Genomic DNA, 25,025 nt, shown 5'->3' on the forward strand with positions numbered 1-25,025 from the left:
ACCAGCAGACATGGGTTATTTATAAAAGGTCTCCGCTCCAAGCTGGCTTACTGTAAGAAGCGGGAGAGCCTGTTACCAAACAACCATAGCAGCGGCTTGAGCCGCGCCCTCGTTTTGCTCCGGGGGCGCGGCTCAAGCCGCTGCTATGAATATTCTTTAAACCGGGCGTCAGGTCAGAGACCGGGCGGCGGCTTCATCAAGGATACGCTGCACCACCTGATCCACGCTCATTTCGGTGGAATCGACCACCACGGCGTCGTCGGCGGCCTTCAAGGGGGCGACATCGCGCTTCATATCCCGCTCGTCACGGGTACGGATGTCCTCAATGAGGGTCGCGAGGGTAGCACCAAAGCCCTTTTCCTTCAACTGGGCATGGCGCCGGCGGGCGCGTTCCTCGGCGCTGGCGGTCAGGTAGATTTTCAGTGGCGCGTCGATGAACACCACCGTGCCCATGTCGCGGCCGTCGGCGACCAACCCGGGGGCCAGGGCAAAGGCGCGCTGGCGCGCGAACAGGGCGTCACGCACCGGCTGCAGCACCGCCACCTGGCTGGCCAGCTCACCGACCCGTTCCTGGCGGATCTCATTGCCGACGTCCTCGCCGTCCAAAATCACCACCGTGTCCCCTTTGCCCTCGCGGAACGTCACCGGCAAGCGCTCGGCCAGATCAACCAGCCGCATTTCGTCATCCAGCGGCACGCCCAGGCGCTGCGCGTGCAGCCCCAGCACCCGGTACAGCGCGCCGGAATCGAGCAGATGCCAGCTCAGGCGGGCCGCCACCTGACGCGCCACCGTGCCTTTGCCGGAAGAGACCGGGCCATCAATGGTAATAATCGGAATCATTGCACCTCCAGGGCGAGGCCGGCGGCGCGCGCCAGATCGGCGAAGCCGGGGAAACTGGTGGCCACGTTGGCGCAGTGGCGAATGGTAATCGGCGCCGAGGCACACAAGCCGGCGATGGCAAAGCTCATGGCGATGCGATGATCGCCATGGGATTCCACCTCTCCGCCTCCCAATGGGCCGCCGACAATACGGATGCCGTCGTCGAACACCTCATGCTCGACCCCCAGCGTGGCCAGGCCATCGGCCATCACCTGAATGCGGTCGGACTCCTTGACGCGCAGCTCCTCGGCGCCGCGCAGCACGGTTTCGCCATCGGCACAGGCGGCGGCGATGAACAACGCCGGGAATTCATCGATCGCCAGCGGCACCAGCTCGGCGGGGATCTCAATGCCCTTCAGAGGCGCCGCCCTGACCACCAGATCCGCCACCGGCTCGCCGCCGGCGTCGCGGGGGTTATCCAGGCGAATGTCGGCGCCCATCAGTTTAAGAATGTCGATCACCCCGGTGCGGGTCGGGTTGACGCCCACGTGCGGCAGCGTCACCTCGCTGCCCGCGGCAATCGAGGCGGCAACCAGGAAAAACGCCGCCGAGGAAATGTCCGCGGGCACTTCCAGGCGGGTGGCGGTCAACGTCTGGCCGCCGCGCACGGCGCTGGTGGGGCCGTCCCGGCGCACGCTGACGCCGAAACCGCCCAACATGCGCTCGGTGTGATCGCGGGTCGGTGCCGGTTCTGTGACCGAGGTCTCGCCGTCGGCGTAGAGCCCGGCCAGCAGCACCGCGGACTTCACCTGGGCGGACGCCATCGGCAGGTCATAATGGAAGCCCTTAAGCGTCTGGCCGCCATGTATACGCACCGGTGGGCGGCCGCCCTCGCCGGTGGTGATGTGCGCGCCCATTTCGCGCAACGGCTTGGCCACCCGCTCCATCGGGCGTTTGGCCAGCGACTCATCGCCGCTCAGTTCCACGTCAAACGCCTGGCCGGCCAGCAAACCGGTGAGCAGGCGCATGGAAGTGCCGGAATTGCCCATATACAGGGGCTCCTCCGGCGCTTTCAGCCCGTGCAGGCCAACCCCGTGCACCGTCACCTGGCCGTTGTGTGGCCCCTCGATCACCACCCCCATGTCGCGAAACGCCTGCAGCGTGGCCAGAGCGTCCTCGCCTTCCAGGAACCCTTCCACCTCGGTGACCCCCTGGGCCAGCGAGGCGAGCATGATGGAGCGGTGGGAAATGGACTTATCACCGGGCACCCGCAGGCGGCCCTGCAGGCGGCCACCGGGGGCGACCACGAAAGTCGGATTGTTTTGTTCAGTCATGCCTGTCTCATCATCGCAATGGCGCGCGCGAGTGTAGGAGGTGCGCGTGTTCATGGCCAGAAAGTGAGCCCGGGCGGCGTTGGCCCGGGTCATGATGCCCATCAGGGCCTCGGCGTCGTCTTCACCGATGGCGCGCTGGAAACGGTCGATGCCATCGCGAAACAGCGCCAGCGCTTCGAGCACCGCCTGGCGGTTCTCGCGGAAGATATCGTGCCACATCACCGGGTCGGAGCTGGCAATGCGGGTAAAATCGCGGAAGCCGCCGGCGGCGTAGCGGAAAATCTCGTTGGAATCTCCCTGACGGGCCAGCGTATCGACCAGCGAAAAGGCCAACAGATGCGGCAAATGGCTGGTTTCCGCCAGCACCCGGTCGTGGTGATCGGGGGTCATTTCCAGCACCTCGGCGCCCACCGCGCGCCACACCTCGGCGACCCGGGCCAGGGCCTCGGCGTCGGTCCGCGCCACCGGGGTGAGGATCACCCGGTGCTGCTCGTAGAGGTGTGCATCCGCCGCTTCCACACCGCTCTTTTCCTTGCCGGCAATCGGGTGGCCCGGCACGAACCGGGGAAAATGATCGCCGAGAGCGGCGCGGGCCGCCTCGATCACCGCCCCTTTGACACTGCCGCCGTCGGTGACGATGGCGCGCTCCGCCAGCCCGGGCTTCAGCGCCGCCAGCACCTTGCCCATGGCCGACACCGGCGTGGCCACGAACACCAGCTCGGCGCCGCGCACCGCCACCGCCAGATCCTGGCTGCCCTCGTCGATCAGGCCCAGCGCCAGCCCTTGCTCCAGGGTGCGCGCCGAGCGCGAGCCCGCCACCACGGTACGCGCCAGCCCGCGCTCACGCAGGGCGGCGGCCAGGGAGCCGCCGATCAGCCCGAGCCCGATGATCGCCACCCGGTTGAACAACGGTGCGGTCATGGTGTTGCTCCCCGAGGCATCGCCATCAGCGCTTCAGCACTTTGTTCAGGGCCGCCAGAAAGCGTTCATTTTCCCGCGCGGTGCCGGTGGTCACACGCAGGTGCCGGGGCAGACCGTAGCCACCCAGCGGGCGCACGATCACCCCCTCGCGCAACAACGCCTGATACACCGGCTCCGCTTCACCGCCGCAGTCGAAGGTGACGAAATTGGCCACCGACGGAATGTGTTCGAGACCGGCCTGATCCAGCCCTTCCACCAGTTGCCCGAGACCGGCGGTGTTTTCACTCTTGGAGTTTTCGATGTGATCGATGTCGTCCAGGGCGGCTTCCGCCGCCGCCAGCGCCGGAATATTGACGTTGAACGGCTGACGCACCCGGTTGAGCACATCCGCCAGCTGCGGGTGCGACACCGAGTAACCAACCCGCAGACCGGCCAGGCCATGAATTTTCGAGAAGGTGCGCAGCACCACCAGGTTGGGGTACCGCGCGAGCCGGTCGAGACCGTTGGGGTAATGGCTTTCTTCCACGTACTCGCAGTAGGCCTCGTCGAGCACCACGATCACGTCTTCCGGGACCCGCGCCAGGAAGGCATCCAGCGCGTGGGCGTTGAACCAGGTGCCGGTGGGGTTGTTGGGGTTGGCCAGGAACACGATGCGGGTGCGCTCGTTGATCGCGTCCGCCATCGCCGCCAGATCGTGGCCGTACAAATTGGACGGCACCACCACCGGTTTCGCCGAACAGGCCAGGGTCACCAGCGGGTAAATGGCAAAACCGTACTCCGAGCTGACGGTTTCATCGCCGGGCCGCAAATAGGCGTGGGCGATCATCTCCAGCAGATCGTTGGAGCCGTTGCCCAGGGTCAGTTGGCTGAATTCCACCCGCAGCCGCTCGGCCAGCGCCGCCTTCAGCGAATAGCCTGCGCCATCCGGATACAGATGGCTCTGCCCCAGGGCATGCCGCGCCGCGTCCATGGCCCGATGGCTCGGCCCGAGGGGATTTTCGTTGCTGGCCAGCTTAATCACATCGCGCACGCCCAGCTCGCGCTGCAACTCCTCGATGGGCTTGCCGGGCTGATAGGGCCTCAGTTGCTGCACACCGCTGTTCGCCAATTGGATAAAGTCGCAGGTCATAAGTTGTTCCTAAATCGCCGGTAGAGAGTCGCTCTAAAGTTCCTGGTTGCCAGACGCCAGACGCCGGACGCCGGACGCTTGTCGACTGTCGCTTCGCTCCAGCCGACCACACCAGGAGGCTTCGCAGGAAACACCGCAAAACCGTCCGTACCGGGTTTAGCGTCCGGCGTCCAGCGTCCAGCGTCCGGCGTCAAAGCACCGCTTTCGGGTACGAGCCGAGCAGCTTAATGGTGTTGCCCTGCTGCTCCAGGGTGTTGAGCACCTCGGCCAGCTCGGCGTTTTCCTTGTGGCCTTCGCAATCAATAAAGAACACGTAGCTCCAGTTGGCGATGCGCGAGGGCCGGCTTTCCAGGCGGGTCAGGTTGATGCCTTTCTCACGGAACGGCATCAACAGGTCGGAGAGCAAGCCCGGGCGGTTCTTGCCGGACACCAGCAGGCTGGTCTTGTCGCGGCCGGACGGCGGGGTGTCCTGGCGGCCGATGATCAGAAACCGGGTGGTGTTGTCCGGGCGGTCCTCGATGTTGCTCTGCACCTGCTCCAGACCGTACAGCTCGGCGGCCATGTCGCCGGCGATCGCCATGGCGTTCCATTCGTCCTTGAGACGGCGCGCCGCGTCCGCGTTGGAACTGACCGCGATGCGCTCCACGGTGGGCATATGCGTGTCGATCCATTGCCGGCACTGGGCCAGGGTTTGCTGGTGGGAATAGATGCGCGTCACCTTGTCCTGGCGGGTGTGAGGCCCGGCCAGCAGGTGATGGTGAATGCGCAGTTCCACCTCGCCGCAGATCTGCAACTCGGAGTTCATAAAGGAATCAAGGGTGTGGTTGACCATGCCCTCGGTGGAATTCTCCACCGGCACCACGCCGAAATGCACGGCGCCGGCGGCCACTTCCCGGAACACTTCATCAATGGCACCCAGCGGCACGCTCTGCGCGGCGTGGCCAAAATGCTTGATCGCCGCCTGTTGGGTAAAGGTGCCCTCGGGGCCCAGAAACGCCACCCGCATGGGCTGTTCCAGCGCCAGGCAAATGCTCATTACCTCGCGGAACAGGCGCGCCATGTCCTCACCGCCCACCGGCCCCTGATTGCGCTCCTTGATCCGGCGCAACACCTGGGCTTCACGCTCCGGCCGATAAAACACCGGGGTGGGGTCTTCGGCGTATTTGACCTCGGCCACCTGATGGGCCAGTTCGGCACGTCGGTTGATCAGGTCCTGGAGCTGTTGATCCAGGGCGTCGATCTGTTCTCTTAGCTTGTCCAATGAGTTGGTCATTTGCTGTCTCGCTTACAGGCTCGCACGCATCACGCTTGCACGCTGCGTGGGAGCGGGTGCCCTGTTTGCCTATTATTTCTCAGCGCGCCGCCGACGGCCACCACGCTCTCTGTCTTCCAGGTGCCATGCGTGTTGCGTGCCGCGTGCAAGCGCTCTTCTATCCTTTTCTCTTCTCGAAATCCGCCATGAAATCCACCAGCGCGTCCACCGCCGCCTCGGGCACCGCGTTGTAGATGCTGGCGCGCATGCCGCCGACACTGCGGTGGCCTTTCAGGTTGCGCAGGCCGGCGGCATCCGCTTCGGCCAGGAAGGTCTTATCCAGCGCCGTGTCCGCCAGCACGAACGGTACGTTCATCCAGCTGCGGTTGGCCGGCGCCACCGGGTTACTGTAGAACGGGCTGGCGTCGATAAAGTCATAAAGCTTGCCCGCCTTGCGCCGATTGAGCGTTTCCATGGCCGGCATACCGCCCTGCGCCTTGAGCCACTGGAACACCAGGCCGGCCAGGTACCAGGCAAAAGTCGGCGGCGTGTTGTACATGGAGTCGTTATCCGCGTGCACCTGGTAGTTCATCATCGCCGGCACGCCCGGCCCGGCGCGGCCGAGCAGATCGCGACGCACAATCACCAGGGTCAGGCCGGCCGGGCCAATGTTCTTTTGGGCGCCGGCGTAGATCAGCGAAAAGCGGTTCACATCCAGCGGGCGGGACAAAATAGTGGAACTCATGTCCGCCACCAGGGGCCGGCTGACCTCCGGAATAAAATCGTACTCCAGCCCGCCGATGGTTTCGTTGGGGCAATAGTGCACGTACGCGGCGTTGTCGCTGAGGCGCCAGTCGCTCTGTGGCGGCACATAGGAAAAATTACGGTCCTCGCTGCTGGCCGCCACATTGACCCGGCAAAAGCGGCCGGCTTCCTTGATCGCCTTGCTCGACCACTGCCCGGTGTTGACGTAATCCGCCGTGTCGGCGTCGCCGAGCAGGTTCATCGGCACCATGGCGAACTGGGCGCTGGCGCCACCTTGCAAAAACAGCACCGCGTAATCGTCGGAGATGCCCAGCAAATCGCGCAGATCCCGCTCCGCCCGGGCGGCCATCTCCACCACCACCTGATCGCGATGGCTCATTTCCATCACCGACATGCCGGTGCCCTGATAATCCAGCATTTCCTCGCGGGCCTGGTTGAGCACCGCCTCCGGCAGAGCCGCCGGACCAGCGCAGAAGTTGTAAGCGCGGGGCATGTTTCGTTTCTCCAAAGTCAGAGAAGCCCGGATCACTCCGGGCCAGGGTGTTGGCTATAGAATCTCCGGCGGCCGTGGCCGCCGGGCTGTTCACTGGTCCTGATCGGTGTCCGGCGCCGATTCGGAATCGTCCTCGCCGGCGTCGTGCTCCAGCGCCTCGTCGTCGAGAAGGTCGCCTTCCAGTTCGGGAATCGTCGCCAGCCCGGAGAGCGCTTCGTCACCGCTCATGCGGATCAAACGCACGCCCTGGGTATTGCGCCCCAGATGGCTGACTTCATCGACCCGAGTACGCACCAGGGTGCCCTGGTTGGAGATCAGCATGATGTCCTCGCCGCCGACCACCTGGGCGGCGCCCACCAGTTCACCGTTGCGCTCGTTCACCACCATGCCGATCACGCCCTGCGTGCCCCGCCCCTTGGTCGGGAACTCGGACAGGTCGGTGCGCTTGCCATAGCCGTTCTTCGACGCGGTCAGCAACTGGCCGTCGGCCTCGGGCACGATCAGGGCAATCACTTCCTCGCCCTCGGCCACTCTCATGCCGCGCACGCCACGGGCGGTGCGGCCCATCACCCGCACTTTGGATTCCTTGAAGCGCACCACCTTGCCGTTGCTGGCCACCAGCACCACATCTTCGTCGCCCTGGGTGATCGCCACATTGACCAGATGCTCGCCTTCCTGCAGCCGCACGGCAATCAGGCCGCTGCTGCGCGGCTTGGCGAACTTGGCCAGCTCGGTGCGTTTGACCACGCCGTTGGAGATCGCCATGAAGATAAACGGGCCGGCGACGCCGGTGTCCGCTTCGGCTTCAACGCCTTCGGCGTCCTCGACCACTTCGCCTTCCAGCACTTCGGCCTCGTCGTCATCATCGACGCTGCCCTGCTGACGCACCATGTCCGCGTCGAGCCGCAGAATCGCGGTGATCCGCTCTTCCGGCTTGAGCGCCGGAATCAGATTGACAATCGGCTTGCCCCGGGAGGCACGCCCGCCCTGCGGCAGCTCAAACACCCGCAGCCAGTACACCTTGCCCTCACTGGTGAAGCACAGCAGGGTGTCGTGGGTGCCGGCCACCAACAGGTGCTCCACGTAATCCTCGTCTTTGAGCTGGCCGGCGGACTTGCCGCGCCCACCGCGTTTTTGCGCCCGGTAGGTGTCGATCGGCTGTATCTTGGCGTAACCGCCGTGGCTGAGCGTGGCCACCACGGTTTCCTCGGCGATCAGATCTTCCATGCTCAGATCCAGACGCGAGGTCTGAATCTCGGTACGGCGCTCGTCGCTGTACTCGGCGCGGATCGCGTTGAGTTCATCACGGATCACCTGCATCAGGCGCTGCGGGTCGGCGAGAATCAGCATCAACTTGCTGATTTGCTCCAGCAGTTCCTGGTAATCGGTGATCAGCTTTTCCCGTTCCAGGCCGGTCAGCTTCTGCAGACGCAGGTCAAGAATCGCCTGGGCCTGTTCCGGGCTCAGATGGTAAAGGCCGTCGCGCAGGCCGTAGTGCTCGTCCAGGCCGTCCGGGCGCGCCGCGTCCTCACCGCCGGCGCGCTCCAGCATGGTCAGCACATCGCCGGGCGCCCAGCCCTGGGCAAGCAGTTTTTCCTTCGCTTCAGCACCGCTCGGCGACGCCTTGATCAGCGCGATCACCGGATCAATATTGGTCAGCGCCACCGCCAGGCCTTCCAGCTGATGGGCTTTTTCACGCGCCTTGCGCAGCTCGAACACGGTACGGCGGGTCACCACCTCGCGGCGGTGGCGCAGGAACGCATCCAGCAGTTCGCGCAGGTTCAGGGTGCGCGGCTGGCCATCCACCAGGGCCACCGTGTTGATGCCGAACACCGTCTCCATCTGCGTCTGCTGATAGAGATTATTCAGCACCACCTCGGCGTTTTCACCACGGCGCAACTCGATATAAACCCGCATCCCCTGCTTGTCGGATTCGTCGCGCAGTTCGGTGATGCCTTCGATCTTTTTCTCTTTGACCAGCTCCGCGATCTTCTCGATCAGGCGTGCCTTGTTCACCTGATAGGGCAGCTCGTGGATGATGATCGCTTCCTTGCCGCTTTTATCAGTTTGCTCGATGTCGGCGCGGGCCCGCACATAGATGCGCCCACGGCCGGTGCGGTAGGCCTGCACGATGCCAGCCCGGCCATTAATGATGCCGGCGGTGGGGAAATCCGGACCCTTGATGTATTCCATCAGGTCGTCCGGGGTCAGGCTGTCGTCGTCGATCAGCGCCAGGCATCCGTCCACCACTTCGCCCAGATTGTGCGGCGGAATATTGGTGGCCATGCCCACGGCGATCCCGGAGGAGCCGTTCACCAGCAGGTTGGGCACGCGGGTGGGCATGACGTCGGGAATGCGTTCGGTGCCGTCGTAGTTGTCCACGTAGTCGACGGTCTCTTTGTCCAGATCGGCGAGCAATTCGTGGGCGATCTTGGACATGCGCACTTCGGTGTAACGCATGGCGGCGGCGGAATCGCCGTCGATGGAACCGAAGTTACCCTGCCCGTCCACCAGCATGTAGCGCAGCGAGAACGGCTGCGCCATGCGCACGATGGTGTCGTAAACGGCGGAATCGCCGTGCGGGTGGTATTTACCGATGACGTCACCCACCACACGGGCGGATTTCTTATAAGGTTTGTTCCAGTCGTTGCTGAGCTCGTGCATGGCGAACAGCACGCGCCGGTGCACCGGCTTAAGGCCGTCACGCACATCCGGCAGGGCCCGGCCCACGATCACGCTCATGGCGTAATCCAGGTAGGATTGTCTGAGCTCATCCTCGATATTGACGGGAGTGACTTCTTTCGCGAGGTCCGTCATGGCGTTCCTTATTTCCCTCGGTGACGTGGACAGCGCCGTGGCGACGCCCGGCCTGAGTGTCGGGTAGTGATACCGGCGCCGCCGGGCCGATCAAATCAATGGCTCGGGGGCGCCCTAAAAGCCATCGATGATAGCACAGCTTTGCCACTTCCAAGGAGCCCGCGCCAATCGCCGCCACGGCGAACGGCGACAGCCGCTCCGGGGCCACCGAATCGTTCAAAAAATCGGCGGCAACAGGGTTTCCAATGGAACGGCAACGGACTCTAAGACACGGTATACTCGCCGCCAAACCGGGTTTGGAGTCTGCAATGAGCGAAAACCGAGCGGATCTGATCGTCAATGCGCGCTGGGTGGCCCCGGTGGCGCCCAACGAGCTGCTCGCCGACCACGCCGTGGTGGTCCGCGGCGACACCATTGTCGATCTGCTGCCGCGCGCCCTGGCGGCGCAAAAGTGGCAGGCCGACGAGGTCATCACCCTGGACCAACACCTGCTTGCCCCGGGCCTGATCAACGCGCACACCCACGCCGCCATGAATCTGTTCCGCGGCCTCGCCGACGACCTGCCTTTAATGGCCTGGCTCGAGAACCACATCTGGCCGGCCGAGGGGCGCTGGGTCAGTGAAGCCTTCGTGCGTGACGGCGCCCTGCTGGCCGCCGCCGAGATGATCCGCTCGGGCACCACCTGCTTCGCCGACATGTACTTCTTCCCGGACGCCACCGCCCGCGCCACCATGGAAGCGGGCCTGCGCGCGGTGCTGTGTTGCCCGATCATGGATTTCCCCACGCCCATGGGCGAGGGCCCGGAGGACTACCTGCGTCTGGCCACCGAAGCGATCGACAACTGGCGGCACGAGCCCCGCCTGACGCTCGGCTTCGGCCCCCACGCGCCCTATACGGTCTCCGACGCGCCGCTGGAAAAAGTACTCACCCTGGCGGAGGAGTTGGACGCGCCGATCATGATGCACGTGCACGAAACCGCCGGCGAAATCCATCAGGCGGTGGAGAACGGCGGCGAGCGGCCGATCACCCGCCTGCGCCAACTGGGCCTGCTGGGCCCACGCCTGCTGGCCGTGCACATGACTCAACTGCTCGACGAAGAGATCGACTGGCTGGTGGAGACCGGCACCCATGTGGTGCACTGCCCGGAATCCAACCTGAAACTGGCGAGCGGCTTCGCGCCGGTGCACAAGCTGCTGGAGGCCGGCGTCAATGTCGCCCTGGGCACCGACGGCGCGGCCAGCAACAACGACCTGGACATGATCGGCGAGATGCGCACCGCCGCCCTGCTCGCCAAGGGCGTCAGCCAGCGCGCCGACGCCGTGCCGGCGGCCACGGCGTTGCGCATGGCCACTTTGAACGGCGCCCGGGCCCTGGGTCTGGAAGCGCGCATCGGCTCACTGGAAGCGGGCAAACAGGCGGATATGATCGCCATTGATATGAGCGCCCTGGAAACCCAGCCGCTGTTCGACCCGGTGGCGCAACTGGTGTACGCCGCCACCCGCGATCAGGTCACCCACAGCTGGGTGGCCGGGCGCTGCCTGATGCGCGACCGCCAACTCACCACCCTTAACCGCGCCCTGCTGGCCCGCAATGCCAGCGAATGGCAGCGCAAGATCGCTGGAGAACAGTCATGAGCAGCCCCAATGTGGACAGTGCCGAGATCGCCAAATTCAACGCCCTGGCCGAGCGCTGGTGGGACCCGGAGTCGGAGTTCCGCCCGCTGCACGACATCAATCCGCTGCGCCTGAACTACATTGACGAACGCGCCGGCCTGACCGGCAAGAGCGTGATCGACATCGGCTGCGGGGGCGGCTTGCTCTCCGAAGGCATGGCCCGGCGCGGCGCCACCGTGACCGGCATCGACATGGGCGAGGCGCCGCTGGCGGTGGCCCGCCTGCACGCGGAACAAAGCGGCGTGCAAGTGGAGTACATCCAGACCCCCGCCGAACAGATTGCCGGGGAACGCGCTGGCCAGTACGACGTGGTCACCTGCCTGGAAATGCTCGAGCACGTGCCCGACCCGTCCTCGGTGATCCACGCCTGCGCGACCCTGGTGAAGCCGGGCGGCCATGTTTTCTTCAGCACCATCAACCGCAACCCCAAGGCGTTTCTGTTCGCCATTGTCGGCGCCGAATACGTGTTGCGGCTGCTGCCGCGCGGCACCCACGAATACGCCAAATTGATCCGCCCCTCGGAGCTGGCCGGCTGGAGCCGCGACGCCGCCCTGCAGGTGCGCGAAACCACCGGCATGACCTACAACCCGCTGACCCAGGTCTACAAGTTGAACCGCGACGTCTCGGTGAACTACCTGATGCACACGGTGAGCCATGCTTGAAGCGGTGCTGTTCGATCTCGACGGCACCCTGATTGACACCGCGCCGGATTTTTACGTGGTGCTCAATCAGGTGCTGGCCGCCCATGGCCACCCGGAAGTCAGTTACCGGGCGGTGCGCGCCACCGTCTCCAACGGCGCCCGCGCCCTCACCGAGCTGGGCTTCGGGCTGGCGCCCGGCGACCCGGGCTTTCAGGAACGCCTCGACCAGTTGCTTGAAGCCTACGCCGGCCGTCTGGCGGTGGACACGCGCCTGTTCGAAGGCATGGCCGACTGCCTGCAATGGCTGGACGCCCAAGGGCTGCCCTGGGGGGTAGTCACCAATAAGCCGGAGCGCTTCACGCGGCCGGTGCTGGCCGGGCTCGGGCTGCTCGAACGGGCCGCTTCGGTGATCTGCCCGGACCAGGTGCGCGAACGCAAACCGGACCCGGAAGGGTTGCTGATGGCCGCCGCCGAAATGGGCGTCAACCCGGTTCACTGCCTCTATGTGGGCGATCATCTGCGCGATATTCAAGCCGGCCTCAACGCCAGGATGATCACCGCCACCGCCGGCTTCGGCTACATCGACGCGGCCGATAACCCGCGCGCCTGGCCGGCGGATTATTTTATTGAACACGGCGAGCAACTGCTGCCCCTGATAAGGACGCTTTAAGCCATGAACAGCGAACAGATCCAGCGCCAGGCCCTTGAGTACCAATGCCCCGAACAGGCCTTCAAAGACCGGGTCATTCTGGTCACCGGCGCTGGCGATGGCATCGGCCGCGCCGCCGCCCTGGCCCTGGCCGCTCACGGCGCCACCGTGATTCTGCTGGGGCGAACCCAGGCCAAGCTGGAAGCGGTGTACGATCAGATCAAGGCCGCCGGCGGCGCCGAACCGGCGCTGGCGCCGGTCAATATGGAAGTGGCGCGCCCCATCGACTATCAGGAACTGGCCGGGCTGTTCGACAAGGAATTCGGACGGCTCGACGGCATTCTGCACAATGCCTCGATTCTCGGTGATATCACGCCACTGGAACGTTACGGCGCCGACACCTGGGATTCGGTGATGCGCGTTAACGTCAACAGCGCCTTTTACCTGACCCAGGCGATGCTGCCGCTGCTTCGCGCCAGCGCCGATGCCCGGGTGCTGTTCACCACCTCCAGCGTGGGCCGCACAGGGCGCGCCTATTGGGGCGCCTACGCGGCCTCCAAGGCCGCCACCGAGAACCTCGCCCAGGTGCTTTCCGAAGAGCTGGAAAACACCTCGGCGATTCGGGTGAACACCCTCAACCCGGGCGCCACCCGCACCGACATGCGCGCCCTGGCCTACCCCGGCGAAGACCCGATGACCCTGAAGACCCCGGCCGAGATCGTGGCCCCCTATCTGTTCCTGCTCGGGCCGGACAGCCAGGGCGTCAACGGCCTCTCCCTGGACGCCCAGCCGAAGTAAGAGCAGCAAAGCCGCGGCACGAAAAAGTCGCCGCAAACAAGCCCTGCCCCATCCGTGGAACCGCCGGTGGCCACCCGCTTGGCCCCGGCGACGCGCACCGTCGTCATGCCGGCATCTTCACGCCTCCATAGGCGTGCTTTACTCGATTCATTGCCCTCTAAAAACAAAAGCGGGGACCACTATGCGCCGTTTTACTGTTCTTATTATTGCACCGATTTTTGCAACTCTTCTGTCCATAACAATGGCGCCCGCCAACGCCCAGGAATTGCGCCTGACACCCGATCAGCAGGCGAAAATGCATAAGCTGCTGCCCGGCGTGGAGATCGACCAGCCGCTGGTGGACGGGCTCTCGGAAGTATTCTATTCCCGCGATATGCCGGTGCGTGTGCGGCTCAAGGCGATCAGCAAACTGGTGGGCATTGATCAGATGCCACCGGGCAGCGCCCTGCACCGGAAAATCTGCATCTGGGACATCGCCGGCCGCAACGGGCCGGTGTTCCAGGCCGCCATGGAACAGCGAACGCTGGCCCTGGAGTACGGTGTTAATCTGGAGATGCTTCCTTTCACCAATGAAACGGTGATGGTCGAGGAGCTTAAATCCGGGCGCTGCGACGCGGCGCTGATGAGCGGTTTCCGCGCCCGCACCTTCAACCTGTACACCGGCACCATCGACGCGATCGGCGCGGTGCCCGACGAAGAGCACATGCGCACCCTTCTGGAGGTGCTCGCCCACCCCAGCCAGGCCGGCCACATGGTGCATGGCGATTACGTGATCATGGGCATCTACCCGGCCGGCGCCGCGCACATTTTCGTGAACGACAAGCGCATCAGTTCCCTGGCCAAGGCCGCCGGCAAAAAAGTGGCGGTGCTCGACTACGACCCCACCCAGGCGGAGATGGTCGCCGGCATCGGCGCCACGCCGGTGCCCTCGGACATCGTCAGCGCGCCCAACAAATTCAATAATGGCGTGGTCGATATTCTCGCCGCGCCGCTGGTCGCCTATGAACTGCTCGAGCTTTATAAAGGCATGCAGCCCGACGGTGGCATCATCGATTACCCGCTCACCCAGCTTTCCATGCAACTGGTCGGCCGCCTGGACAAATTCCCCAACGAGGTGGCACAGCTGATTCGCGAGGCGTCGTTTGAAGCGTTCGACCGCATCCGTGAACGGGTCAAGGTGGAGGAAGGCCGGGTGCCCGCGCACTGGTGGATTCACATTCCCGAAGCGGACCGCCAGGAATACGAAAGCATGATGCAGGAAGCGCGCACCAAACTGCGCAAGGATAAATACTACAGCGGCGAGATGCTCGATCTTGAGCGGCGTATTCGCTGCAAGTACAACTCCTCCCGCGGCGAGTGCTCCGCGGCCCGATAAACGACGCCTGAATGGAGAAACGCCCATGCGCCTGATTGCCCTCGGTGTCTGCCTGCTGTTGCTCGGCATCGTCACCAGCGGCAGCGCCGCCACCCGCGAGAACCTGAAAAGCGTGGTCTACGACAGCGACCGGCCAATTCAGGAACGCCTCAGCGCGATGCGCGAGCTGACCGGCCTGGGCAAGGAGGGCGAGTTCATCAACCGCACCATCTGCATCTGGGATGTGATCGGCCGCAACGGACCGATCTACGGCGCCGCCCAGGATCAGAGAGCGCGCATGCTGACTTACGGCATTAAGTTAAAGCTGGTGCCCTACACCGATGAGCGGGTGATGGTGGAAGAGTTCAAAGCTCGCCGTTGCGACGCGGCGCTGATGAGCGGCCTGCGCGCACGGCTGTTCAACCGCTACACCGGCACCATTGATTCGATCGGCGGCGTGCCCAGCGAAGAACACATGCGCATTCTGCTGCAGGTGCTGGCCAATCCGAAATCCGCCCCACGGATGGAACAGGGCGATTACGTGGTCGCCGGAATCGCCCCGGCCGGCGGGGCCTATATTTTTGTTAACGACAAACGCATCAATACCCTGGCCAAAGCCGCCGGGCGCAAGGTCGCGGTGCTCGATTATGATCCGGTACAGGCCGAGATGGTGGCCCAGGTGGGCGCCACCCCGGTGCCCACGGACATCGTCAACGCGCCCAACATGTTCAACAACGGCGTGGTCGATGTGCTGGCCGCGCCGTTGGCGGCCTACAGCATCATGGAACTGTATAAAGGCATGCAGCCCGACGGCGGCATCATCGACTACCCGCTGGCGCAGATCAGCATGCAATTGATCGCTCACAGTGATCGCATTCCCAACGCGGCCGCGCAACTGGTGCGTGAAGCCTTCTATGAAAGCTATGGCGACATGATGCGAAGAGTGCACGAGGAGACCAAGGACATCCCGGCACACTGGTGGGTCAGCGTGCCGGATCAGGATAAGCGGGAGTACGAAGTGATGATGCGCGACGCGCGGCTGCAGTTGCGCGATCGGGATTACTACAGCGGCGCCATGCTGACCCTGGAGCGGCGCATCCGCTGCAAGCTGGATGCGGCCCGCGCGGAATGCTCGGACCCGATGGAGTAGACCCGATCGCCTACCCGCGCTCAGCGCGGGTCCGGCTCGCCGGGCATCTGGTCGAGGGCGCCAAACATATCGACACGGCCGTCGTTGAACATATCCAGCTCCGGCGCCAGCACCTGCACATAACGGTCGAAATACAAAAACTGCTTGAGCAACAACGCGAACTCACGGGGAAAACGAATGCCGTGGCTCTCGCCGATGCGCACCAGCTCACCCAGCAATTGATTGACCTCCCGGCTGTTGCGATCCGCCTGCACCAGGGCGGTGGCGTCCACGTCGGTAAGCCGGTGTTGCAACCCGGCGATGTCCCGGGCCAGCGCTTCCACGTCCACTTCCTCGCGGGTCATGCCCACCATCGCCATGGCCCGGGCCATGGCCTGCACATCGCCGCTGCCAATGGCGTCGAAGAACGCCATCATGCCTTCCCAGGTTTCCTTGCGGATGCGCCCCACCATACCGAAGTCGATGAAACCCACGCGGCCATCCTCCAGCAGCATCAGGTTGCCTGCGTGCACGTCGGCGTGGAAAAAATCACACAGCATCAGACTCGAGAACCAGGTGTTCAACGCGGTGATCAGGGTGCCGGCCGGATCGTCGGTGTAGCGGCGCAGCACCTCCAGATCAGTGAGCGGCACGCCGTGAAAACGCTCCATGGTCAGCACCCGGGCGGTGGTGTGCGAATGCACCGGGCGCGGCGCCACCACCCGGCTGTTGCCGCTCGCGGTCAGGAATTCATTGAACTGATCCAGGTTGCGCGCTTCCTGGAGAAAATCGCACTCTTCCAGCATTCCCGCCTGGAGCTCCTCGATCACGCCGGACAGTGCCGCCCGCGACAGCCCCGGCGCCAGGCTTTCCACCACCCGCGCGGAAAAATAGAGAAAATTAAAATCGGTCAGCAGCACATTGCGAACGCCCGGTCGTTGCACCTTGATAACGACCTCGGCGCCATTCTTCAGGCGAGCGGCGTGCACCTGGGCAATCGACGCGCTGGCCAGCGCTTGCGTATCGACCCACTCGAACAGCGTCTCCAAGGGCTGGCCCAGCTCCGCCTCGACGGTTTCGCGCACATAACGGAACGGCAGCGGCGGAGTGCGATCCAGGCATTGCTGAAACTCCGTCACATATTCTTCGGGGAACAGCGACGGCGAGCTGGCGATGAACTGACCCAGCTTGATGTAGGTGGCACCCAGGGATTCGCAGGTACGCCGCAGGCGCGCCGGCAGCTTGTCCCGATCGCCCAACAGCCAGCCCAGGCCGTGCCGGCCCACCACGCCCACCGTCTCGGCCACGCGCAACGCGCCGCGGGCGGTATTACGGGCCAGCGCGAGGCCTTGCCGTTCCCGGGCCAGGTTGCTACGCGCGTCATTGATCACCGTTTGTTTCGCCATCACTGATCCTGGACTCCATTCAGGGTAAAAAGAAAACGTCCGACAACCCGACACCATTCGCTTTTTCGGAAAAGCATTTTAAAAAATGACTCAACCACCGATGGCCAGCTGTCCGACCCGGCCCCAGATGCAAACAGGGACAGATACGAGACGCCGCCGAAGCCTCCTCCAGGCCACCCTCCTTCCTCCCAAGCCATTGATAAGAAAGGAGTAAAAATAAGAAGCGCGCGAGCAACGACAAGTGCATTGGCTGATCTGACAGAAGAGCTCAGACCCAGGGTCATTACACCACCGCAACCACCGAACCATGATCTCACGTCTACCATTATGTTTGTAATGGCTTACATGCATTTTTGTAATTGTCGCTTGTGCCAACGAAGACACCTTGGGTAACGTTGGCGGCGTCGTGAGAACAATAAAAAGGAGCTAAAGGAATGCGTTCTCTTATAAGTAAAATCCTGCGTCCCGCGGGCCTGGTCGTTGCTGGGGGCATGCTCACCGCCCTCTCCGGTTGTGGCATGATTTACAAGACCACCGGTGACGTTCTCGTCAGCTTTGGTCAAGCCGAACTGCTGCCTTACATGCTCGCCTACGACGACGTGCGCATGGGTTGTATTACCGGTGAGGCGCAAACCCCCCTGTTGATGTCCTTCGAAAGTGTCGGTTCACACCCGCAAAAACTCGGCGTCATGGTGTTCACCACCGCCGCGGTGTGCGCGGAACAAATGGCCCTTAACTCCGAACTGCGCTACCTGCGCGCCGTCAAGGCGGGCAACGTCAGCGAAGCCCAGGATGCCCGCATCGAGCAGAAGCAATGGTCCGCGGTGGCCGCCGAGCGTCAGCTCAAGGCCTACAACCTGATGACCAACGAACTCGGTGAGAAAAAAGACGGTGAATGTCCGAAGCTGAACCATGAGCTGGAGCAGTTGGTCTGGCTGGTGGGTAACATCAGTGGCGTCACCGCGCTGGTCAACGATGGCGCGGCCGATGGCTCCGTGGGCGTGCCCCGGGACATCGTCGCCAAGGTGGAACGCAACATGACCTGCATCGATAACGCCAAATGGTGGGGTGCTCCCCAGGGTGTGCGGGCCGCGGTCTGGTCCATTCTTCCGCAACTCGCCCCTGAAGGCGCTCAACCTTGGAAAACCCTGGAAGAGTCCGCTCAGATGGGCTTCGATCAGGGCGTTCGTCTCGGTAGCGCGCTCTACGCCATGAGTGCTTATGGCAAAGGCGACAAGGAGCATCTGCGTGATGCAATCCGCGATTTCGCCGCCAACGATCAGAACCTCAACCCCGACTACGCCATGATCGACGCCATCGCCAACGGTCTGGTGCGTGGCCTGTCCGATCGCATGTGGACCGAAGCCACCGGCAAGCGGACTCCGCTGCAGGGTCTGGGGACGTTCTGGGACGAACAGTCCCGTGGCGGCTCCAAGGTTGATATCGACGATTTGCTCTAAGGACCACGGGGCGGGCCACGGGCCCGCCCTGACCCGATTAAGATGTACGCAAGGAGAGAGACCGTAATGCGCTATTTCAAAGCGTTAGCCATGGCCGCGGTGACCGCCCTGGGCGCCGCCGCCCTGCCCGCCCAGGCCGCCAATGTGGATCGCACCTTCTGTGTTTTCGACATCATCGGCGCCAACGGCGACATCTACAACGTCATGAAAGACTACCGCACCTCCGCGGTAAACTGGGGCGTGAACGTCCATCTCAAGCCCTACACCGACGAGAAAATCGCCGCCGAGGATCTCAAAGCCGGCCAGTGTGACGCCGCCGTGATCACCGGCCTGCGCGTGCGCCAGTTCAACAGCTACTCCGGCAGCATGGAAGCGATCGGCGCGATTCCCGATTACGACCAGCTGCGCACCGTGTTCCAGGTGCTTTCCAGCAACAACGACTCAATCAACAGCAAGCTGACCTCTGGCAACTATACCATCGCCGGTCTGTTGCCGATGGGCGCCGCTTATCTGTTCGTGAAGGATCGCGAGATCGACACCGTTGGTGAGCTGTCCGGCAAGTCCATCGCGGTGATGGATTACGACCCCGCCCAGGGGCAAATGGCCTCGAAAGTGGGCATGTCTCCGGTGCAGTCGGACATCACCAATTTCGCCGGCCGCTTCAACAACAATTCGGTGGACATCTGCTTCGCTCCGGTGGTCGCCTACGCCGCCCTGGAACTGTACAAGGGCATGCAGCCCGATGGCGGCATCATCCGCTATACCCTGGGTCAGCTGACCACCCAGGTGGTGCTGCGCAAGGACAAGTTCCCGGAGGACTTCGCGCCGCAGTCCCGCAAGTTCCTGTTCGGCCAGTACGACCGCGCCATGACCGTGATCAAGAACGCGGAAAAGGAAGTCGACCCGAAATGGTGGATCGATATTCCGCCCAAGGACGAAGCCCGCTACGACGAGATGCTGCGTGAAGCCCGCATCGACATGACCAAAAGCGGTATCTACAACAAGGACCTGATGACTCTTCTTCGCAAGGTGCGCTGCAAGTACGACAGCGCCCGTGCGGAATGCGCCAACCCCGTGGAGTAACCACTGCTTCCGGTAGTACACGACGGGGCCGGTTTTCCGGCCCCGTTTTTCTTCCTCCAAAGAACCTGCCCGTGCCGGAGCCATCATTATCCGGATCAGGAAAGGTAACAGTGCCTGGCGAGCAGTCCGTCAAAGAGCGGACCGATCCCATTCCGAAGGCATAATAAAACCGGGTGAACGATGGAAAAATCGAACTTTACCGTGGCCAAACGTTCGGCGGGCGAATGGTTATCTTCCCTGCCCACTCTGTTCATTCTTCTGACCGTCATCTTCCTGTCATCGGGTCAGATTATTCACTCCCAGCTCCTCAAGTTCGGGGAAAGCACCTGGGACGAGTACTTCCTGCTTCGCACCGCCGGTCTGGTCGCCGAACCGACCTGCGACCGCAATCCGAACATCGATGAACAGGTCAGAAAGACCGTGGAACGGCGCAAGGCAGATGCCAGCAGCGACCCGTTGGCGGATATTCTTGGCGAGTCGGAAGTCAACGAAGACTCGATCCGTCAGTCCCTGCTGGCTTCACGGGACAACTGCGTGGACCGCTGGCAACGTTTCGAGACCGTGCAGGAGAAAGTCACCCCCTCGGTGATCATGTTCCGTAACGTGGAAGGCGGGGTGGCCCGAATCGTCTCCACCCTGGGCGATTACAAGCGCCTGCTGCTGTGCCTGCTGGTGGTGATCTGCGCGGCCACCGCCACCATTGCCCGCCACCACATTGCTCTGCGCCCTTCGCGCACCCGCAAGGACCATTACATCGGTACCGCGGCCCAATTGGCCGCCAACCTGATGCTGCTGATGTCCGCCACCGTCTACCGGGTGGAGGAAATGGACGCGCTCAGTTCCGGCGTTCAGGTCAGCAATTTCTATCTGCACAAATTCTGGATCATGGGCTTCGCCCTGCTCTCGCTGATCTCCCTGTATCAGTTGATCCGGCCACCCAAGACGCTGGAGAGCGGTGGCTCCTGGCCCAAGGCGTTCCTGACCATTCCGCTGTACAGCTTTATGTGTCTCACCGCCGGCGCCCAGTTCATCAGCCAGGGCTATTACCACGGTATCTCGGTGTATCTGGGCATGATGATGGAACTGTCCACCATGTTCCTGAATCTGGCGCTGTACATCTGGATCGGCATGATGCTCAAGCAAACCAGGCTCGCCCATCTGGTGTTTGATGTACTGCGACCGTGGAAGATGTCCCCGGAGCTGATGTGCTTCGTGGTGCTGGCCGTGGCGGCGGTTCCCACCGCCTACACCGGCGCCTCCGGGATCTTCGTGATCGCCGCCGGCGCGACCATCTACAATGAGCTGATCCGCGCCGGCGCACGCAAACAACTGGCGCTGGCCGCCACCGCCATGTCCGGCTCCATGGGCGTGGTGCTGCGGCCCTGTCTGCTGGTGGTGATCATCGCGGCGCTCAACAAGAGCGTGACCACCGCCGAGCTGTTCAGCTCCGGGCACAAGCTGTTCTTCCTGAGCCTGCTGCTGTTCTTTATTTACAGCCAGTTCGCGCGCACTTCGCCGGCACGCATCGCGCCGTTCTCCGAAGCCCTGCCCGCCAGCCTCAAGCGTCTGGTACCGCTGCTTCCCTATGGCATCATCGTCGGCGCGATCCTGATCCTGTTCAGTGATCTGCTGAACCGCCATCTGGACGAGTTCTCGGCACCCATTATCCTGCCGGTAATGATGCTGGCGATTCTCGCCTACGAGAAATTCAGCCGCCATTTCCTGCATCTGTTCAGCTTGTTCCTGGCGCCGATGCTGGTGCTCTCGGCAATGGGCATCTGGGAGGGGTATCAGGCCCTGCAAAGCGGCAATATTCCCGCCGGCGTCTCCGCCGCCGGGCTGCAGAATATTCTCTGGGGAGAATTCTGGCGCGATTTGATTCTGGGCGTGTTCCTGGTTGTCCACTATCTGGTCAAAACGCCGGACATGGACCCGCACTACCAGCGTGAGGAAGGCGTCTCCGACCGTCTTGAGGGCTCACTGCGGTTCGCCACCAATGAGACCACCGGCCACATCGGCGCGCTGCTGATGCTGATGGCGTTGTCGGTCAGCACCGGCGGCATTATCGAACGCTCCGGGGTGCTGGAGATGTTGCCCGCGACCTTCCCGTCAATCTGGATCGCGATGACCATTCTGGTGGTGACCATGGTGATCATCGGCATGTTCATGGACCCTTACGGGGCGGTGATTCTGGTCAACGCCACCATCGCCCAGGTCGCCTTCAACAACGGCATCGCGCCACTGCATTTCTGGATGATCTCGCTGGTCGCCTTCGAGCTGGGTTATCTGACACCGCCGGTGGCGCTCAATCACTTGCTGACACGACAGGTAGTCGGCGACGAAGAGGTGGAAAGCGCCAGGCTGACCACCGGCACCTTCTATCGCCGCCACGAGAAGATTCTACTGCCGATCGCGGTGATGCTGACCGCCTTGCTGGCGGTGGCCTATCTGCCACTGATGTCCGATTCGCTGCATCAATGGCTGTTCCAGAAAATCCAGGTCGGCATGTAATCCTGACGACCTGAACCAGGGGCCTTCGGGCCCCTTTTTTTCTGATGCCCAAGGCGCACCGGATCGCCGCCCGCTTTCTCATAAGGCCAGACTAAAACCGAATCGAAAAACAAAAACATTAAAAATAGAAGCAAAAGGGGACAGCAATGGAAGCAACGACCACCGGCTGGAAGAGCCGCACCATCTCGGAATGGCTGTGCTCACTGCCCACTCTGATCATCCTGCTACTGGTGATTTTCCTTTCCTCCGGCCAGATCATCCACTCGCAGTTGCTCAAGTTCGGCGAACAGACCTGGGAAGACTACTTTCTGCTGCGCGGCGCCGGGGTAATCACGCAGCCATCCTGCGACCGCAACCCGGACCTTGACCGTCAGGTGCGTGACACCATTGAACGGCGCAAGGCGGATACCCGCACCGACCCGCTGGCCGATATTCTCGGTGCCACGGAAATCGACGCCCGGGCAATTCGCCAATCGCTTACCGCGTCGCTGAATAACTGTCGTGAAAGCTGGCAACGCTTCGAGACCGTCCAGGCCAAGGTGACGCCCGCGGTGATCGCCTATCAAAACGTCGAGGGCGGCGTCGCCCGGCTGGTGTCGGTACTGGGCCACTACAAGCAATTGCTGCTGTGCTTTCTGATCGTGATCTGCGGCGCCAGCACCACCCTGGTTCAGCATCACATCGGCCTGCGGCCGATTCGCACCGCCCGCGATCACACCGTGTCCACGGTGGCGCAATTGGCCGCCAACGTTCTGCTGCTGATCTCCGCTTTGGTTTATCGCCATCAGGAAGCCGCGGCTCTGGCCTCCGGCGTTCAGGTCGGTGGCTTCTTTATGCACCCGTTCTGGATCGCCGGTTTCGCGCTGCTCAGCGCCGCCTCCCTGTACCTTCTTATACGCGGCCCACGAGGCCTGGAACCCGGAGGCTCCTGGGGCAAAGCACTGCTGACCATTCCGCTGTACAGCTTCATGTGCTTCAGCGCCAGCGCGCAGTTTTTCGCCCAGGGTTATTTCCACGGCGTGTCCGTCTACCTGGGCATGATGATGGAGTTGTCCACGCTGTTTCTGAACCTGGCGTTGTACATCTGGATCGGCATGATGCTCAAGCAGACCCGCCTGACCCATCTGGTGTTCGACGTTCTGCGCCCCTGGCGCATGTCCGCGGAGCTGATGTGCTTCGTGGTCCTGGCGGTGGCCGCCGTGCTCACCGCCTATACCGGCGCCTCCGGGATCTTTCTGATCGCCGCCGGCGCCACTATTTATGCCGAACTGCGGCGCGCCGGGGCGCGCAAACAACTGGCACTGGCGGCCACCGCCATGTCCGGCTCCATGGGCGTGGTCCTGCGCCCCTGCCTGTTGGTGGTGATCATCGCCGCGCTCAACAAAAGCGTCACCACCACCGAGCTGTTTGCCTCCGGGCACAAGATGTTTTTTATCAGCCTGCTGATCTTTTTCGTTTACAGCCAGTTCGCGCGCACCTCACCGGCGCGCATCGCGCCGTTTTCCCAGGCTCTGCCGGCCAGCCTGCGCCGGCTGATACCCTTGGTGCCCTATGGCATCGTGGTGGGCGCGGTGCTGGTCCTGTTCAGCGATCTTCTGGATCGCCATATGGACGAATTCTCCGCGCCGATCATTCTGCCGATGATGCTGCTCGCGGTGCTCGCCTACGAAAAGCTCAGCCGCCACATCCTCCACCTCTTCGCCCTTTTTCTGATTCCCATGCTGGTGTTCTCGGTGGTCGATCTGTGGCAGGGCTATCAAGCCCTTCAGGCCGGCGACATCCCTTCCGGGATGTCCGCCGCCGGTCTGGAAAACACGCTCTGGGGCGGCTTCTGGCGGGATCTGATACTGACCGGTTTCCTGGTTGTCCACTATTTGCTGAAAACCGGACCCGACACCCCCCGGTTCGCACCCGAAGCCGGTGTCTCGGAAAAGCTGGAAGGCTCCCTGCGGTTTTCCATCAACGAGACCACCACGCACATCGGGGCTCTGTTGATGCTGATGGCGCTTTCGGTGAGCACCGCTGGCATTCTCGAACGCTCCGGCGTGATGGAGAGCCTGCCGGAGGTGTTCCCCTCGATCTGGATCGCCACCACCCTGTTGGTCCTTATCATGGTCATTATCGGCATGTTCGTGGACCCGTTCGGCGCGGTGATGCTGGTCAACGCCACGGTCGCTCAGGTGGCCTACAACAACGGCATCGCGCCGCTGCATTTCTGGATGATCGCTCTGATCGCCTTTGAGCTGGGCTATCTGACACCACCGGTGGCGCTCAATCATCTGTTGACCAGGCAGGTGGTGGGCGACGACGAAGTGGAAAGCGCGCGCCTTGATCAGGGCAGCTTCTACCGGCGCCACGAGAAAATCCTGCTGCCCATCATGGTGATGCTGAGCGCGCTTCTGGCGGTGGCCTATCTGCCGCTGTTGTCCGATTCGCTGCATCACTGGCTGTTCCAAAGCATCGAGGTCGGTATGTAATCAGCCCCGGGGCGGCGGTCACGCCGCCCCGGTTTTGCAAAATGCGCAATCATGTCGACTCCGGCTTCCTATCCGGCTTGCATATCGGCTACTCTGCGAAGACGTGATTCACAGGCGCTTTCAATCTCCGCAGCGACGTTCTGGAAAGGTCGATCAATGGCACATAAACCGGACAGCTCACCGACACGCCCCACCGAGCCGCTGCCGCGCTCGGTGAAACCGGCCGTGCTCTTTCTTGGCTTTTTGTTCCTCGTCACGGCCGGCATCGCCGCCGCCTGTTACGTGGTAGACCGCCTGATTTACGGGTAGCCGCT

18 protein-coding genes are annotated in these 25,025 nt (G+C 63.0%); 11 read left to right on the forward strand and 7 right to left on the reverse strand.

Features of this window, described 5'->3' with window-relative positions:
- Positions 1-168 precede the first annotated feature (168 nt).
- The 6 genes from cmk to gyrA all read right to left on the reverse strand — a co-directional run bounded on the left by cmk (position 169) and on the right by gyrA (position 9,530).
- Positions 169-840 (reverse strand): (d)CMP kinase, encoded by a 672-nt coding sequence (gene cmk, locus CGS25_RS07195; RefSeq protein ID WP_089032550.1) that lies wholly within the window; start codon positions 838-840, stop codon positions 169-171.
- Positions 837-3,074: a bifunctional prephenate dehydrogenase/3-phosphoshikimate 1-carboxyvinyltransferase gene (locus CGS25_RS07200; RefSeq protein WP_089032551.1), complete on the reverse strand. Its 2,238-nt coding sequence runs from the start codon at positions 3,072-3,074 to the stop codon at positions 837-839. Before CGS25_RS07200 ends, cmk begins: the two co-directional genes overlap by 4 nt.
- A 25-nt stretch (positions 3,075-3,099) precedes the next feature.
- Positions 3,100-4,203 carry a histidinol-phosphate transaminase gene (gene hisC / locus CGS25_RS07205; protein WP_101675049.1) on the reverse strand — a complete coding sequence of 368 codons (1,104 nt, stop codon included), beginning with the start codon at positions 4,201-4,203 and terminating at the stop codon, positions 3,100-3,102.
- A gap of 190 nt (positions 4,204-4,393) precedes the next feature.
- Positions 4,394-5,476, reverse strand: coding sequence for a prephenate dehydratase (gene pheA, locus CGS25_RS07210; RefSeq protein ID WP_089032553.1), 1,083 nt, complete (start codon positions 5,474-5,476; stop codon positions 4,394-4,396).
- A gap of 157 nt (positions 5,477-5,633) precedes the next feature.
- A complete protein-coding gene (gene serC / locus CGS25_RS07215; protein ID WP_101675050.1) occupies positions 5,634-6,713 on the reverse strand; it encodes a 3-phosphoserine/phosphohydroxythreonine transaminase in 1,080 nt (359 codons plus the stop codon).
- 90 nt (positions 6,714-6,803) lie between these two features.
- Positions 6,804-9,530: a DNA gyrase subunit A gene (gene gyrA / locus CGS25_RS07220; RefSeq protein ID WP_089032555.1), complete on the reverse strand. Its 2,727-nt coding sequence runs from the start codon at positions 9,528-9,530 to the stop codon at positions 6,804-6,806.
- 308 nt (positions 9,531-9,838) lie between these two features.
- Between gyrA and CGS25_RS07225 the strand changes: the two genes are divergently transcribed.
- The 6 genes from CGS25_RS07225 (at position 9,839) to CGS25_RS07250 (ending at position 15,795) form a co-directional block, all read left to right on the forward strand.
- The gene (locus tag CGS25_RS07225) at positions 9,839-11,164 is read left to right on the forward strand and encodes a TRZ/ATZ family hydrolase (protein ID WP_101675051.1); all 1,326 of its coding nucleotides are present in this window, start codon (positions 9,839-9,841) and stop codon (positions 11,162-11,164) included.
- Positions 11,161-11,865: a bifunctional 2-polyprenyl-6-hydroxyphenol methylase/3-demethylubiquinol 3-O-methyltransferase UbiG gene (gene ubiG / locus CGS25_RS07230; RefSeq protein ID WP_089032557.1), complete on the forward strand. Its 705-nt coding sequence runs from the start codon at positions 11,161-11,163 to the stop codon at positions 11,863-11,865. Before CGS25_RS07225 ends, ubiG begins: the two co-directional genes overlap by 4 nt.
- Positions 11,858-12,514: an HAD-IA family hydrolase gene (locus tag CGS25_RS07235; protein ID WP_089032558.1), complete on the forward strand. Its 657-nt coding sequence runs from the start codon at positions 11,858-11,860 to the stop codon at positions 12,512-12,514. The genes ubiG and CGS25_RS07235 overlap by 8 nt, the downstream gene beginning before the upstream one ends.
- Before the next feature lie 3 nt (positions 12,515-12,517).
- Positions 12,518-13,291 carry a YciK family oxidoreductase gene (locus tag CGS25_RS07240; protein ID WP_101675052.1) on the forward strand — a complete coding sequence of 258 codons (774 nt, stop codon included), beginning with the start codon at positions 12,518-12,520 and terminating at the stop codon, positions 13,289-13,291.
- A gap of 241 nt (positions 13,292-13,532) precedes the next feature.
- Entirely contained in the window at positions 13,533-14,666 is a 1,134-nt protein-coding gene (locus tag CGS25_RS07245; RefSeq protein WP_232802305.1) for a putative solute-binding protein, read from the forward strand.
- Positions 14,667-14,691: 25 nt separating this feature from the next.
- Positions 14,692-15,795 (forward strand): putative solute-binding protein, encoded by a 1,104-nt coding sequence (locus CGS25_RS07250; protein ID WP_198588718.1) that lies wholly within the window; start codon positions 14,692-14,694, stop codon positions 15,793-15,795.
- A 20-nt stretch (positions 15,796-15,815) separates the two neighbouring features.
- On the opposite strand, the gene CGS25_RS07255 is transcribed toward CGS25_RS07250, so the two are convergent.
- A complete protein-coding gene (locus CGS25_RS07255; RefSeq protein WP_101675054.1) occupies positions 15,816-17,180 on the reverse strand; it encodes an ABC1 kinase family protein in 1,365 nt (454 codons plus the stop codon).
- A gap of 434 nt (positions 17,181-17,614) precedes the next feature.
- On the opposite strand from CGS25_RS07255, the gene CGS25_RS07260 reads away from it, so the two are divergent.
- From CGS25_RS07260 to CGS25_RS18975, 5 genes are all read left to right on the forward strand, one after another.
- Positions 17,615-18,640, forward strand: a complete 1,026-nt coding sequence (locus CGS25_RS07260) for a hypothetical protein (protein ID WP_089032562.1) — start codon at positions 17,615-17,617, stop codon at positions 18,638-18,640.
- Between the two features lie 66 nt (positions 18,641-18,706).
- The gene (locus tag CGS25_RS07265) at positions 18,707-19,723 is read left to right on the forward strand and encodes a putative solute-binding protein (protein WP_101675055.1); all 1,017 of its coding nucleotides are present in this window, start codon (positions 18,707-18,709) and stop codon (positions 19,721-19,723) included.
- Positions 19,724-19,903: 180 nt separating this feature from the next.
- Entirely contained in the window at positions 19,904-22,234 is a 2,331-nt protein-coding gene (locus CGS25_RS07270; RefSeq protein ID WP_101675056.1) for a TRAP transporter large permease subunit, read from the forward strand.
- A 146-nt stretch (positions 22,235-22,380) separates the two neighbouring features.
- Positions 22,381-24,711: a TRAP transporter large permease subunit gene (locus tag CGS25_RS07275; RefSeq protein WP_101675057.1), complete on the forward strand. Its 2,331-nt coding sequence runs from the start codon at positions 22,381-22,383 to the stop codon at positions 24,709-24,711.
- A 156-nt stretch (positions 24,712-24,867) separates the two neighbouring features.
- Positions 24,868-25,020: a hypothetical protein gene (locus CGS25_RS18975; RefSeq protein ID WP_157933794.1), complete on the forward strand. Its 153-nt coding sequence runs from the start codon at positions 24,868-24,870 to the stop codon at positions 25,018-25,020.
- Positions 25,021-25,025: the final 5 nt, after the last annotated feature.

Source organism: Alloalcanivorax mobilis, assembly GCF_002864685.1.
In the GTDB taxonomy this organism is placed as follows: domain Bacteria; phylum Pseudomonadota; class Gammaproteobacteria; order Pseudomonadales; family Alcanivoracaceae; genus Alloalcanivorax; species Alloalcanivorax mobilis.